General features: G+C 70.9%; 13 protein-coding genes. All 13 read left to right on the top strand.

The window, feature by feature from the left end; translation table 11 throughout:
* Window positions 1-153: 153 nt before the first annotated feature.
* The 13 genes from ACIP1U_RS16955 to ACIP1U_RS16895 all read left to right on the top strand — a co-directional run bounded on the left by ACIP1U_RS16955 (window position 154) and on the right by ACIP1U_RS16895 (window position 13,208).
* Entirely contained in the window at window positions 154-435 is a 282-nt protein-coding gene (locus ACIP1U_RS16955) for a hypothetical protein (protein ID WP_400316871.1), read from the top strand.
* Window positions 436-438: 3 nt separating this feature from the next.
* Entirely contained in the window at window positions 439-1,077 is a 639-nt protein-coding gene (locus ACIP1U_RS16950) for a DUF4255 domain-containing protein (protein ID WP_400316869.1), read from the top strand.
* Window positions 1,077-2,255, top strand: a complete 1,179-nt coding sequence (locus ACIP1U_RS16945) for a hypothetical protein (RefSeq protein WP_400316867.1) — start codon at window positions 1,077-1,079, stop codon at window positions 2,253-2,255. Before ACIP1U_RS16950 ends, ACIP1U_RS16945 begins: the two co-directional genes overlap by 1 nt.
* A 69-nt stretch (window positions 2,256-2,324) precedes the next feature.
* Window positions 2,325-6,125 carry a phage tail sheath C-terminal domain-containing protein gene (locus ACIP1U_RS16940; RefSeq protein WP_400316865.1) on the top strand — a complete coding sequence of 1,267 codons (3,801 nt, stop codon included), beginning with the start codon at window positions 2,325-2,327 and terminating at the stop codon, window positions 6,123-6,125.
* Between the two features lie 22 nt (window positions 6,126-6,147).
* Window positions 6,148-6,606 carry a phage tail protein gene (locus ACIP1U_RS16935; protein WP_029044858.1) on the top strand — a complete coding sequence of 153 codons (459 nt, stop codon included), beginning with the start codon at window positions 6,148-6,150 and terminating at the stop codon, window positions 6,604-6,606.
* Between the two features lie 28 nt (window positions 6,607-6,634).
* A complete protein-coding gene (locus ACIP1U_RS16930) occupies window positions 6,635-8,701 on the top strand; it encodes a phage tail sheath family protein (RefSeq protein WP_400316863.1) in 2,067 nt (688 codons plus the stop codon).
* A complete protein-coding gene (locus ACIP1U_RS16925) occupies window positions 8,698-9,252 on the top strand; it encodes a phage tail protein (protein ID WP_400316861.1) in 555 nt (184 codons plus the stop codon). The genes ACIP1U_RS16930 and ACIP1U_RS16925 overlap by 4 nt, the downstream gene beginning before the upstream one ends.
* On the top strand, window positions 9,249-9,491 hold the full coding sequence (locus ACIP1U_RS16920) for a hypothetical protein (RefSeq protein WP_400316859.1): 243 nt from the start codon (window positions 9,249-9,251) through the stop codon (window positions 9,489-9,491). Before ACIP1U_RS16925 ends, ACIP1U_RS16920 begins: the two co-directional genes overlap by 4 nt.
* Before the next feature lie 12 nt (window positions 9,492-9,503).
* Window positions 9,504-10,208, top strand: coding sequence for a peptidoglycan-binding protein (locus ACIP1U_RS16915; RefSeq protein ID WP_400316857.1), 705 nt, complete (start codon window positions 9,504-9,506; stop codon window positions 10,206-10,208).
* A 26-nt stretch (window positions 10,209-10,234) separates the two neighbouring features.
* Window positions 10,235-11,479 carry a phage late control D family protein gene (locus tag ACIP1U_RS16910; protein WP_400316855.1) on the top strand — a complete coding sequence of 415 codons (1,245 nt, stop codon included), beginning with the start codon at window positions 10,235-10,237 and terminating at the stop codon, window positions 11,477-11,479.
* On the top strand, window positions 11,476-11,988 hold the full coding sequence (locus tag ACIP1U_RS16905) for a phage baseplate assembly protein V (RefSeq protein ID WP_209774813.1): 513 nt from the start codon (window positions 11,476-11,478) through the stop codon (window positions 11,986-11,988). The genes ACIP1U_RS16910 and ACIP1U_RS16905 overlap by 4 nt, the downstream gene beginning before the upstream one ends.
* Window positions 11,989-12,043: 55 nt before the next feature.
* Window positions 12,044-12,808, top strand: coding sequence for a hypothetical protein (locus ACIP1U_RS16900; protein WP_400316853.1), 765 nt, complete (start codon window positions 12,044-12,046; stop codon window positions 12,806-12,808).
* Between the two features lies 1 nt (window position 12,809).
* Entirely contained in the window at window positions 12,810-13,208 is a 399-nt protein-coding gene (locus ACIP1U_RS16895) for a GPW/gp25 family protein (protein WP_400316852.1), read from the top strand.
* The last annotated feature ends 10 nt before the right edge of the window (window positions 13,209-13,218 follow it).

Genomic DNA, 13,218 nt, shown 5'->3' with positions numbered 1-13,218 from the left:
TCCCTCGTCTTCCATTGACGGCACCGGGGCCATTGCGCCCCACCCCCTTGCCTGCTCACAGCGCGCCGCCGCCTGCCACAAGGCTTGGCCGCCCTGGCCCGGTTGTTGCGCAACCAGCGGGGGAACCCAGCCCTACCCGCGACGGCTCCCGATATGGTCGACACCTCGGTTTCAGGCCTTGACCCCCACGCCGCCGCCGTCGCGACGCAGGTCACCGGGTATGTGCGCCGCAACTCAAGGGCGGCCGACACCTGCATCGGCATCACCCGCTGGTGGCTGCCGGCAGGGTCACAGGCCGACCCCGCGGTGGTGCTGCGGGCCCTGGAGGCACTGGTGCGGGACGGCGTGCTGCAGGCCAGGCGCCTGCCGTCGGGTGAATGCCTGTACAGCGCCGCCGGACCGGACCATGACAGCGGGCAGCGGAACGAGAACTGAGCGATGAAGACAGCGATACGCGATGCCTGCCAGAGCCTGCGCCGCCATATCGAGCAGGCTGTGCGCGACGACCCGGACCTGTCGCCGTACTTCGATCCGGCCGACCCGATGCCGGATGCGATCGGCACCATGATCGTCTCGCTGGACACGCCGCAAGAGCTGGAAGACCGCGACCGCGAAGGCCTGTCGCTGTGGCTCTACCTGGTCCAGCGCGAGGAATTCACGCTCAACCGCCCGCCGCGCCGCAGCGCCGCCGACCGCATCGAACGCCGCCCGCTGCCGCTGCGCCTGCATTTCCTGGTCACGCCCCAGGTCGCCGACGAGCGCGAGGACGCGACCGACCTGGAGCACCTGATCCTCGGCAAGATCCTGCAGCTGTTCCACGACGACCCCAGCCTCGGCGGCGCGCGCCTGGCCGGCACGCTGGCGGGCTCCGGGCTGGAGTTCTTCCTGCGGCTGGAGCCGCTCTCGCTGGAAGAGATCACGCGGGTCTGGGACGCGCTCGACAAGCCCTACCAGCTGTGCGTGTCGTTCGAGATGAGCATCGTGCCGATCGCGTCGGGCCACGATCCGGAGCAGGTCACGCCAGTGGACTCGGTGCTGTCCGAGTATGGCATCGCCAGCCTGCGGGAGCCGGCGTGATGGACTGCCGCCCGGAACACGCCGGCGCCGCCACCTGGCACCTGTGCCCGGACCCGCTGCAGGCCCCGGGCGTGCGCCTGCGCGCGCTGGTGCAGGCGCGGCTGGTGGACGAGATCACGTTGCGGCCCATCGTCGCTGACGTCGTCGAGACCCCCGACCTGCGCCTGGCCCTGCACGTAGCTCCGCGCATCGGGCGCGACGGCGTGGCCGGGCTGGCCGGCCGGCCCGCGAGCCTGTTCCCCGGGCTCGCGCTGACCGCCGCGGCAGTGCCGATGCATGTGGCCGCGCGCGGCTACCTGCCGCTCGACCTCGACGGCATGCTCGGCCCGTTTGCCGGCTTTCCCGAGGATTTCACCGCGCTGGACCACGGCGACGTGTTCCTGCACCGCGCCGGCGTGGCGTTCAAGGGCCGCGTCGTGCAGCGCGGCACGCCGGAGAACCTGCCGCTGGCCGGTGCCACGGTCGAGATCGATGGCCTCTGGCCGACCTTTCCGCCGCCCAACGTGATGCCCGCCGCGGTGATGGCGCCGGCCGACGTGGTGGCGCTGGCGCCCGGCTTCTATCGCAGCCATGCCGCGGCCACGCTGTCGCGCTGCGATGTGGTCGACGACCTGCCGCAGGCCAAGCGCCTGCTGCTGCCGGCGGCGCCCGGCACGCGCCGGCTACGGCTCGACAACCGCGACACGCTGGCCGCCGGCATGCCGCTGCGGATCGACGCTGCCGACGCCTCGCGCAGCGAGGTGATCGGCATCCAGTCCGTCGATACCAGCCTGTCCGCCGACCAGCCGGCATGGATCGAGCTCGACCACCCGCTCCGGCACCTGCACCGGCGGCAGGCGCTGGTGGTGCCGGCCAGCATCCCCGCCACGCACGACCCGCGCAACCTGTCGCGCGCAGCACACGCCGGCGACGCCTGCGCCTTCCTCGCCGCTGCCGCGCCGTGGGCCGCGCTGTCGCTGGTGCAGGTGGACGACGGCGTCAACCCGCCCGAATACCAGCGCATCGACCACTACGCCACAACCGCCGATGCCGACGGCTATTTCCGCCTGCCGCGGATCGCGCGGGTGGCCCTGTTCCGGCTGCGCGCCACCCACCCCGCGCCGCCGCAACCGCTGCTGCTGACCATCGAGCCCGACTACGGGCTGGCCGAGCAGGTCCTGCCGGTGGCTTTCGAATGACGCGAATGAACTGCGCGCCCCTGTTCCGTCCCGCAACCGCACGTCCCGCAACCGCATAGGGGAACCAAAATGCCCGAATATCTCGCACCCGGCGTCTATGTCGAGGAAACCCAGGCGAGCAACAAGCCGATCGAGGGGGTCAGCACCAGCACCACCGGGCTGGTCGGCGTGACCGAGCGCGGCCCGCTGGACTTGCCGCAACTGGTCACCAGCTTCGGCGAGTTCCAGCGGCTGTTCGGCGGCATGCTGCCCCCGGACGAGTTCACCGGGCCGGGCGGGCGGGTCCACAGCTACCTGCCGCATGCGGTCGAAGGCTTCTTCCTCAACGGCGGCAAGCGCACCTACGTCACGCGCGTGCTGCCGGAGCAGGCCGAGCGCTCGCGGCGCGACATGTTCCACCTCGACCTGGCCAATGCGGCCATGGGCGGCAGCGTGCTGCTGCGCCCGGCGCTGCAGGACACCGGCACGGCCATCAACCTACCGCGGCTGTATGTGCTTGATCCCGGCAACTTCGGGGTCGGCGACTGGGTGCGCGTGGGCGACGGCAGCCGCGCCGACTACCGCCAGGTGCAGGCACTGGGCGCCGCGCCAGGCCACACCTCGCTGACGCTGCCGCTGTATTTCTCGCATGCGGCCGGCGCACCGGCACGCGATATCGCCGTCACCGTCGCGGCCACGCTCAGCCCCTTCACGCTGCGCGACGATGCCCGCGCCGGCACCACCGAACTGGTGCTCAGCGGCACCGCGGCGCTGATCACCAACCTGCTGCCGCTGACGCACCAGCTGCTGCAGGTCGACGGCGCCGAGTACGTGTTTGCCGCCGCGGTGGTCGGGCTGGGCGCCACCGAGGCGCGCGTGCTGCTGGAGACCCCGCTGCGGCTGCCGCATGCGCGCGGCGCGCAGGTCGACGGCCTCGACATCCCGGCCGGCGCCAACGTCAACCTGGAGGTGGCGGCCAGCGCCGGCGACCTGCTCCTGTTCGGGCCCGGCTTCAGCACCGCGGGCAACCTGGTGGTGGTCGGCGTCGGCAGCGCGCAGGAAGAAGTGCAGCGCGTCGGCACGCTGGCGCAGCTGCCGCTGGACGTGCCCGCCTACGCGCCTTACCCGGCCGGCACCGTCGGCCAGCTGGTCACGCTGGCCGACGACGCGCGCACGGTCGTGGACCTGCCGACCAATGTGGTGGTGCCGCTCGATACCGTGGCCGGCATGAGCGCCGGCATGACCTTCACCTTCGGCGCCAACAACCAGGTGGTGGCGGCGGTCAACCCGGCCCTTGGCCTGGTGCGCCTGGCCGCGCCGCTGCCGGGCCCGGCGCTGGCCGCCGCCGACGCGGTGCAGGTGGGCGCCGTGGCGGCTAACGTGGTGGCCTATCCGACCGAACGCGTGGTGCCGCTCGACAGCGTCAATGGCGTCGAGACCGGCATGACTTTCGACAATGCCGGCGATACCGCGCTGGTCGCCACCGTGCTGCCTGACCTGCGCGCGGTGGTGCTGGCCACCGCGCTGGCGGCCGCCCCGGCCCCCGGCACCGCGGTCACAGTCGGCGGCAATGCCAATACGGCGCAGGCGCTGCTGCGCCCCGATGTGATCCCGCTGGACGATGTCGACGGCCTGGCGCCCGGCATGTCCATCACCATCGGCGCCGATACCGGCACCATCAGCGCCGTCAACACCACGGTGGGCGCGGTCGCGCTGCAGGCGCCGCTGCCCGCGGCCCCGGCGGCGGGCAGCACTGCCAGCTTCGCGCTGCGCCACACCACCCAGGCAACCGGCGCCGGCGCGGCGACGCTGGCACTGGACAACCGCCTCGGCCTCGATGCCGGCGACGTGCTGCGCATCGGCGCGTCGCCGGACGAGGAATACGTGACCATCGCGCGCGTGCTGGGCGAGCGCGGCGTCTCGCCCGACGCCGGCGTGGTCCAGCTCGCGCATCCGCTCAGCGCAGGCCATGCCAGCGGCGCGGAGGTCGCGCGCCAGGACGTGGCGGTCGACACCACGCGCCAGCCGGCCACGCTGGTGCTGTCGCCCGCCGCCGGCAGCGAGCAATTGCTGGTCGGCGACGGCACCACCTATGGCGCGGTGCTGCCGGAGGTGGTCCGCTTCACCACCGCGGACGGCATCGCTTACTTCCACCGCCTCGGCGGCGCCGCGGCCAATGCCAGCCCGCTGGAGATCGAGCTGGACGACCGCCTCGGCTTCAGCCACGCCGCGGGCGCGGTGATCGCCGAGCGCAACCAGCTGTTCACCGTGCAGGCGCTCGACGCCGGCGGCTGGGGCGACCGCCTGATGATCGCCGCCGCCGACGAAGCCAGCAGCCTGGCGACCAATGCCAGTGTGCTGGCCGCCAACCCGCCGCCGGGGCCGGGCATGTTCTCGTCGCTGCAGCTGGCCACGCTGACCGGCATCGAGCCCGGCACCATCCTGGAGCTGCTCGAACCCGACGGCACGGCGGTGGCCGGCGCCCCGCTGCTGAAGGCGCGCGCGGTCGACCGCGCCAGCCGGCTGGTGCTGCTGGACCCGCCGGGGCTGCAGGCGGTGCACATGAACGCGGTCAACAATGCGCTGATGGCCGGCCTCAGTGCGCGCGTGCGCTCGCGCGAGTGGAGCCTGACGGTGCTGCTGCGCCAGCGCCCCGACCCGGCCGTGCCCACGCGCAACGACAACCTGCTGGACCAGGAGAGCTTCCGCCAGCTGTCGATGGACCCGCGCCACAGCCGCTATTTCGAGCGCGTGATCGGCGCCACCTTCACGCCTGGAGCGCCCGCCGACGACGCCGGCAACCCGCTGCGGCGCTGGGACCGGCGCTCGGAGGGCGCGTCGCACTACATCCGCGTGCTCGACCTGGAGCCGGTGATGGCCAACCGCACCGCGATCCGGCTCGGGCCTGAGGCCTTGCTCGACGTGCTGCCTTCCGGCCTGGCCCGCCCCGCGCGCCTGCCGCTGTCCGGCGGCAGCGATGCCGTGTCGCTGATGGGCGACCCGATGTACGCCGGCACCGACAGCAACGAACCCGACCAGCGCACCGGCCTGCAGGCGCTGAAGAACCCGCAGAACATCTCGCTGGTGGCGATTCCCGGCCAGACCACCGCGGCGCTGCAGCAGGCACTGATCGACCAGTGCGAGGCAATGCGCTACCGCTTCGCCGTGCTCGACGGCCCGCCGCCCGACAACGACACGCTGGCCGACGTGCAGGACCTGCGCAGCCGCTACGACTCGCGCTATGCCGCGGTCTACCACCCGTGGCTGACCATTCCCGACCCGTTCCCCCAGAGCCTGGCCAACCTGCGGCAGGTGCCGATCCCCCCGTCCGGCCACATGCTCGGCATCTTTGCCCGCGTGGACAACGAGCGCGGCGTGCACAAGGCGCCGGCCAATGAAGTGGTGCGCGGCATCGCCGGGCTGACGCGCTACTTCAGCAAGGGCGAGCAGGACATCCTCAACCCGTACCCGGTCAATATCAACGTGGTGCGCGACTTCCGGCCCAACAACCGCGGCCTGCGCGTGTGGGGCGCGCGCTGCATCACCTCCGAGAACGAGTTCAAGTACCTGAACGTGCGCCGCCTGCTGATCTTCCTGGAAGACTCGATCGACCGCGGCATGCAGTGGGTGGTGTTCGAGCCCAACGCCGAGGAGCTGTGGGCGCGCGTGCGGCGCAGCATCACCAATTTCCTGACCACGGTGTGGCGCAACGGCGCGCTGGAGGGGACGACACCCGAGCAAGGCTTCTTCGTCAAGTGCGACCGCACCACCATGACCCGCGACGACATCGACAACGGGCGCCTGATCGTGGTGATCGGGGTGGCGCCGGTCAAGCCGGCCGAATACGTGATCATCCGCATCGGCCTGTGGACGGCCGACGCGGAACAATGAGCGAACGCTGAGGAGCGAGGCCATGGCTGCCACCGACATCCGCATCGACCCCTTCCCGGTCTTCAACTTCCGCGTCGAGCTCGACGGGCTGGTCGTGGCCTCGTTCAGCGAGGTCAGCGGCCTGACCGCCGACGGCGACGCGATCGACTACCGCGAAGGCAAGGATCCCACCAACAACGTGCGCAAGCTGCAGGGCCTGCGCAAGTACACGCCGCTGATGTTCAAGCGCGGCTACGTGCAGGACGACACGCTGTGGCAGTGGTACCGCCGGATCGCCGACGGCGCCAACGAGCGCCGCAACGGCAGCGTGATCCTGATGAACGAGGCGCACCGCGACGTGCTGGGCTGGAACTTCGTCAACGCCTGGATCAACAAGATCGAAGGCCCGAGCCTGACCGCCACCGGCAACCAGGTGGCCGTGGAAAGCATGGAGCTGCACCACGAGGGCCTGACCATCGAGATCATCAGCACCGCGCCCTGAGCGCAGGCGCGCCAGCCAGGAGACCGCCATGCGCCATGGCATGCCCGCAGTCAGCATCGAACGGACCGACGCCGCCGGCGCCGGGCCGGTGGTGCTGCGCACCGACATCGCCGCGTTCATCGGGCTGGCCGAGCGCGGCCCGCTCGACACGCCGGTGGCGGTGGAGTCGTGGCGGCAGTTCCAGGCGCATTTCGGGCGGCCCTTTGGCAGCGGCTACCTGGCGTGGGCGGTGCGCGGCTTCTTCGACAACGGCGGCATGCGCTGCTGGGTGGTGCGCGTGGCGGCGCGGCAGTTTGGCGAGGGTAACAACGAGGCCGCGCCCGGTGGCGGCGCACGCAGCGCCGGCGTGCTGCTGGAGGACACTACGGGCGTGCCGCGCTGGCGCTTGTCCGCCACCTCGCCGGGCAGCTGGGGCAATGAGCTGGCCGTCGCCTGGCGGCGCGAGCGGCCGCTGACGCAGCAAGCCTTGTCGGCCGACGCCACCGGCGCCCGGCTGGCGGCCGTGGCCGGCTTTGCGCCGGGCGAGCTGGTGCGGCTGGCGCAGCCGGCAGCGAGCGCGCATCGCGTGCTGGTGCATATCGACGCAGCTGCGGGCAAGCTCTATTGGGTCCATCCCGATCCGCGCCAGCGCGGGGCCGACCAGCTCGCCTGGAGCGCGCTGGACCCCGCCCAGCCGCTCACGGTCGAGCGTGTCGCCTACACGCTCGACGTCTGGCGGCGCGACGCCTTTGCCGCGCAATACCGCGACCTGCACCCGTCGCCGCAGCACCCGCGCCACTTCGGCACCGTGCTGGCGCCAGCCTACCGCAGCGGAGCCGAGCGGCTGCGCCTGCCGCCGGTGAACCCCGGCGCCCTGCCCGCGCCCCCCGGACTGGTCGAGATCGCTGACCTTGCCTCCGCGCTGCCGCCACTGCCCCTGGCTGCAGCATCCGGCCAGCGGCTGCCGCTCGCGCCTGGCGCCGACGGCCTGGCCGCGCTCGCCGCCAGCGACTTCCTCGGCGAACCCCGCTCGCCGCGCGACAGCGACTTCGCCCGCCTGCGCAAGGCGCGCGGCCTGCAGGCGCTGGCGGAGATCGACGAGATCTCGCTGGTCGCCGCGCCCGACATCCTGATCCGGCCGCAGCCGGACCCCGACTACGAGCCGCTGCCGCCTGACACCGCCGATCCTTGCCGACCCTGCCCGCCGCCCGCGCCGCCGCGCCGCGTGCACCAGCCGCGCGCCATCGCCGAGCTGCCGCCGATCTTTGCCGAAGCCGACATCCTGCGCGTGCAGACCGCGCTGATCGCCGACTGCGAAGCGCGCGGCGACCGCTTTGCCGTGCTGTCCGCGCCGTTCGAACGTGCCACCAGCCGCGGCCGCGGCATCCGTGCGCTGGTCGAATGGCGCCGCATGCTGGTCGAACAGCAGCCGGCCCGCGCCGCTGCGCTGTACGCGCCCTGGCTGGCGGTGGCTGAAAACGACGGCGCCGCGCCGCCGGTTGCCGGCAGTGTCGCCGGCGTCAGGGTCGTGCCCGCCTGCGGCCACGTGGCCGGCGCCATCGCCAATACCGACCTGACGCTGGGCGTGATGCGCGCGCCGGCCAATGTGCCGGTGCACTGCGTGGTCGACGTGCGCAGTGCGGTCAGCGATGCCCAGCACGGCGAGCTCAACGATGCCGGCATGAACGTGCTGCGCGCCGAATTCGGCCGCGTGCCGATGCTGCTGGGCGCGCGCACCGTCAGCGACGACCCCGAATGGCGCTACGTCAGCACCGTGCGCATGCTGATCGCGCTCAGGCGCGCCTGCGACATCGCGCTGCGCTGGGCCGTGTTCGAGCCCAACGACGCGCCCACGCGCGCCGCCGTGGCCACCACGCTGATCGCCATCCTGACGCTGTTCTGGCAGCGCGGCGCCTTTGCCGGCGCCACCGCGGCGGAATCGTTCTTCGTGCGTTGCGATGAAGACACCACCGGCGCCGATGCGCGCGAGCACGGCCAGTTGATCGCGCTGGTCGGCATCGCGCCGGTGGCGCCGGCCGAGTTCATCGTGCTGCGCGTGGGCAGGCAGGACAACCTGCCGGTGTTCTCGCTGTTCGAACGCAAGGAGTTCGCATGAGCCTCGCCACCCGCCGCGACCCGCTGCTCGGCTTCAACTTCCTGGTCACGCTGTACGACTCGACCGCCTCCACCGGCTCGGCCGTGACGCGGATCGCGCTGTCGCCGCTGATGCCGGCGCCGGTGGCCGGCTTCAGCGAATGCAGCGGGCTGGAGATGACGATGGATACCGACGACTACATGGAAGGCGGCCTCAACGGTACCGTGCTCAAGTTCCCCAAGCGCATCCGCAATACCGAGATCGTGCTGCGCCACGGCGTGACCAGGAGCACCGAGCTGTTCGACTGGTTCTACGCCTTCACGGCGGGTGCCGGCAAGCGCAAGGACGGGCTGATCACGCTCTGCGACGCGCGCCACAAGCCGCACACCGTCTGGGGCTTCCGCCGTGGCCTGCCGACCAAGTACAGCGGGCCGCAGCTCAATGCCCAGCAAAGCGCGGTGGCGGTCGAAGCCGTCACCATCACCCACGAAGGCCTCTACCAGCTGGGCGGCGCGGCCGCGCTGGCCGGCGCCATCGGCGAGGCCGCCGAAGCCATCGGGAGCCTGTTTTGAGCGACGTCATCATCGAAAGCGTGGTCAGCCGCGTGCGCATCGTCGACGGTGCCGGCGGCTTGTCCGAGCAGACCGTGCGCAGTATCGTCGCGGCGCTGCTGCCGGCGGTGCAGCAGATGCTGGCCCACCAGCGCCAGGTGGCCAGCGAGACCTCCACCCGCAACGGCTACCTGGACTGGATGGAAGGCGAAACTGGGTCTGGCGGGTCCGGCGGATCCGGCGGATCCAGCGGTGACTGACGGAGCCATGCCATGACGATTCCGGCCAAGGGCAAGTTCAAGGTGCAGGTCGGGCCCAGGCCCGCCAACACCATCACCTACCCGGTACAGTTCAACCCGACCGAGCTGCAGTTCGACAAGCAGGTGCAGCTGGCCGAGATCGGCATCCCGGGGCTGGACGCGCCGCTGCAGCAGTTCGTGCGCGGCAACGCCGAGAAGCTGACGCTGGAGCTGTTCTGCGACAGCACCGACAAGGGCATGGGCATCGGCGCACAGTCGGTGACCAGGGAAACCGACAAGTACTACCAGCTGGTCAAGCTGATCCCCGCGCTGCACGCGCCCCCCATCGTCACCTTTATCTGGAACGACCAGTTCCCGGGCAACGAGCTCGGCAAGGCCTGGGGCGGCAGCCAGCGGCGCACCAGCTTCACCGGCGTGGCCGAGAGCGTGCGCAGCCGCTTCACGCTGTTCAGCCCGGAAGGCATCCCGCTGCGTGCCACCGTCAACCTGGTGCTGCGCGAGTGGCGGCCGATCGAGCAGCAGCTCGGCAAGCAGAACCCGAGCTCGCCCGACCGCAGCCACGCCCACGTGCTGCAGCGAGGCGAAACGCTCAGCGCAGTCGCCGGCGACTACTACGAGCGCGCCGGCGAGTGGCGCGCCATTGCCGACGAGAACGGCATCGAGGACCCGCGCCGGCTGGCGGCGGGATTGCGGCTGACGGTGCCGTCGATCCGCTAGGACTGCCCCATGGACGCCGAAGAATCATGGACGCCAGCGAATACCTGACCCTCGCGCGCGAATCGGCCCGCACCGGCATCGCGGGATTCCGCGTGCCGCGCTTCGAGCTGAGCATCGACGGCGTGCGGCCGGAGAACAGCGTGCTGCGCGACATCGTCGACATCACCTACCGCGACAACATCGACCAGATCGACGGCTTCGAGCTGACCGTCGGCAACTGGGACCCGGCGCGGCGCCGCTACAAGTACATCGGCTCGGACGACAGCAAGAGCGCGGCCGACGCCACCATGCATGAGCTGGAGACACTGTTCGAGCCCTGCTCCAAGGTGGTCCGCATCCGGATGGGCTATGCCAGCGAAATGGTGGAGATGCTGACCGGCAACTTCACCACCATGGAGCCGACCTTTTCCACCGGCGGGCCGCACACGCTGGCGGTGCGCGGCCTGAACCGGCTGCACCGGCTGCGCCGCAAGCGCTACGACGGCAACTGGCACGACACCACCGACAGCGCCATCGCCAGGAGCTTCGAGGGCCTGACCGATCCGGACTGGCGCAACAGCGGCCAGGACGCGCGGCGTATCCCGATGCCGATCCGCACCGATCCCGAGCAGGAGCCGCAGCTGGTCTTTGTCGGGCAGAAGAACGAGTACGACATCGACTTCCTGTGGCGGCGCGCGCGCATCCGCGGCTACGTGGTGACGGTCGAGCAGGATCCCGCCGACGGCAGCGACCGACTCTACTTCGGCCCGTCCACCAAAGGCGGCCCGACCCCATACCGCCTCGACTGGGGCGCGGGGCTGATGGACCTGAAGGCCACGCTGACCACCGCCAACCAGGTCAAGAAGGTGACCGTGCGCGGCTGGGACCGCGCCGGCCAGCGCGCCATCGAGGAAACCGCGGACCTGGAAGACCCGCGCTTCCTGCGGCGCAACCCGCGCCTGCTGGAGATCGTCAGGCAGTGCGACCCGCGCGAGGAGCGCGTGGTGACGCGCCCGGTCTCGACCCGCAATGAAGCCCGGCAACTGGCGCTGGACATCCTGACGGGCCACGCCCAGGAGCTGGTCAAGATCCAGGCCAGCGTGGTCGGCCTGCCGCGGCTGCGGGCCGGCTCGCACGTCAGCATCCAGGGCATCGGCGCGCGGCTGTCGGGCGAGTACTTCGTCACCGAGACCACGCACACGATCAATGCCAGCGGCTACGTCACCAAATTCACGGCGCGCCGGGAAGACCCGGACACCGGCCAGCAACTCGCCCCCGGAGGCACCCCATGAACCGCAGCGAACGCAGTGCAGGCATCGTCATCGGCAAGGTGATCGCCGTGCGCGACCCGGAGCGCCTGGGCCGCATCCAGGTCAACTACCCGTGGCTGTCCGGCCCCGAGCAGCGCTGGGTGCCGGTGGCCGCGCCGATGGCCGGCGGCGACCGGGGCGCGTTCTTCATGCCAGAGGTGGATGACGAAGTGATCCTCGCCTTCGACCAGGGCATGTGGGACCACCCGTACGTGATCGGCTTCCTGTGGAACCCGCGGCAGCGCCCGCCGTCGCCCGACGAGCGCCAGCGCATGATCCGCTCGCGCAACGGGCACGCGCTGCGCATGGTCGATTCGACCCCCGCCGCCGGCAACAAGGGCGCGCTGATCATCGAGGACGCGCATGGCAATACTGTTGTGATGACCAACACGCACATCAGCATCAACACGCGCGGCGCGCTGGCGCTCAACGCGGTCGGCAGCGTGACCATCAACGACCGGCTGGTGCGGCCCACCGGCGGGCCGATCTGAAGCGCGGCACATTCACATCCGGCACATCCGGCACACACGACACCGCGAGGCAAGCATGGACGTCCCGATCGAGGTACCGCTGCCTGACTCCCTGCAGAAGGCACTGCAGAAGCCGATCTGCATCCCGCTGCCCAAGCCTGGCAGCGCGCAGATCCAGTTGCCCACCGGCGGCACGCTCAAGGGCATTGTCGACATCACCAAGGGCATTCCGGACGACTGCTCGCTGAACTTCTCGCTGGTGCTGCAGCTGGCGCCGGTGATGGCGAGCATCGAGTGCCTGGTGAAGGTGCTCAAGCTGATCAAGCCGCTGATCGACGTGGTCAAGGCGCTGGGCCCGCCCGACCCGCCGACGCTGATCAAGGTGGTGCCGGAATTCCTGCAGGCGGCCGAGGCCGTGCTGCCCTGCCTGGCGGTGCCGACGCCCGCGGTGATGATCCCCTTCGTGCGCGACATCCTGTTGCTGATCATCAAGCTGCTCAAGTGCATCGTCGGCCAGCTCAAGAGCATCCTGGCGGTGATGGGCGGGCTGGCGCTGCAGATCTCGTCGGCGCAGGCCGAGGGCAACAGCGAGCTGATGGCGGCGCTGGAATGCGCGCAGGCCAATGCCAATGCATCGGCCCAGCACATGATGTCGGCGATCGACCCGGTGCTGGTGCTGCTGGCGCTGGCCGAGCCCTTCATGGGCATAGCCGGCGTGGCCCCGATCAAGACGCCCGCCATCGGTTCGGCCGAGGACATCGAGAGCCTGCAGAACGTGGTCACCACCCTCGACGATCTGACCAAGGCGCTGCAACTGGTCGCCGACGCGCTGGGAGGCTGACATGAAACCCGACTTCCTCGGCACCGGCCTTGCCTTCCCGCTGTCGGTCACGCCGCGCGGCAGGCTGGCGCTGGCGCGCGCCGGGCAGCGCATCGAAGAATCGATCTACCTGATCCTCGGCACCCGGCTGGGCGAGCGCGTGATGCTGCCCGCGTTCGGCTGCGCCATCCACGAGCTGCTGTTCGCGCCCAACGATCCCACCACTCGCACCGAGGCGGTGGACGCGGTGCGCGAGGCGCTGGCGCTGTGGGAAGCGCGCATCGACGTCCTGGCCGTGACGGCCGACTTCGACCCCGCGCAGCCCAGCCTGCTGCTGATCCGCATCGACTACCGCATCCGCGCCAACAACGCGCTGGCCAACCTGGTGTACCCGTTCTACATCAACGAATCCTACGTCTAGGGCCAGCATC

Source organism: Cupriavidus sp. NPDC089707, assembly GCF_044748965.1.
In the GTDB taxonomy this organism is placed as follows: Bacteria; Pseudomonadota; Gammaproteobacteria; order Burkholderiales; family Burkholderiaceae; genus Cupriavidus.
Note: the sequence above shows the minus strand (reverse complement) of the source record. Positions and strands in the feature narration are given on the sequence as shown.

What these genes read in the sequence shown, in the direction of transcription:
- ACIP1U_RS16955 (WP_400316871.1), top strand. Translation starts at nt 154, where the DNA reads ATGGTCGACACCTCGGTTTCAGGCCTTGACCCCCACGCCGCCGCCGTC.
- ACIP1U_RS16950 (WP_400316869.1), top strand. Translation starts at nt 439, where the DNA reads ATGAAGACAGCGATACGCGATGCCTGCCAGAGCCTGCGCCGCCATATC.
- ACIP1U_RS16945 (WP_400316867.1), top strand. Translation starts at nt 1,077, where the DNA reads ATGGACTGCCGCCCGGAACACGCCGGCGCCGCCACCTGGCACCTGTGC.
- ACIP1U_RS16940 (WP_400316865.1), top strand. Translation starts at nt 2,325, where the DNA reads ATGCCCGAATATCTCGCACCCGGCGTCTATGTCGAGGAAACCCAGGCG.
- ACIP1U_RS16935 (WP_029044858.1), top strand. Translation starts at nt 6,148, where the DNA reads ATGGCTGCCACCGACATCCGCATCGACCCCTTCCCGGTCTTCAACTTC.
- ACIP1U_RS16930 (WP_400316863.1), top strand. Translation starts at nt 6,635, where the DNA reads ATGCGCCATGGCATGCCCGCAGTCAGCATCGAACGGACCGACGCCGCC.
- ACIP1U_RS16925 (WP_400316861.1), top strand. Translation starts at nt 8,698, where the DNA reads ATGAGCCTCGCCACCCGCCGCGACCCGCTGCTCGGCTTCAACTTCCTG.
- ACIP1U_RS16915 (WP_400316857.1), top strand. Translation starts at nt 9,504, where the DNA reads ATGACGATTCCGGCCAAGGGCAAGTTCAAGGTGCAGGTCGGGCCCAGG.
- ACIP1U_RS16910 (WP_400316855.1), top strand. Translation starts at nt 10,235, where the DNA reads ATGGACGCCAGCGAATACCTGACCCTCGCGCGCGAATCGGCCCGCACC.
- ACIP1U_RS16905 (WP_209774813.1), top strand. Translation starts at nt 11,476, where the DNA reads ATGAACCGCAGCGAACGCAGTGCAGGCATCGTCATCGGCAAGGTGATC.
- ACIP1U_RS16900 (WP_400316853.1), top strand. Translation starts at nt 12,044, where the DNA reads ATGGACGTCCCGATCGAGGTACCGCTGCCTGACTCCCTGCAGAAGGCA.
- ACIP1U_RS16895 (WP_400316852.1), top strand. Translation starts at nt 12,810, where the DNA reads ATGAAACCCGACTTCCTCGGCACCGGCCTTGCCTTCCCGCTGTCGGTC.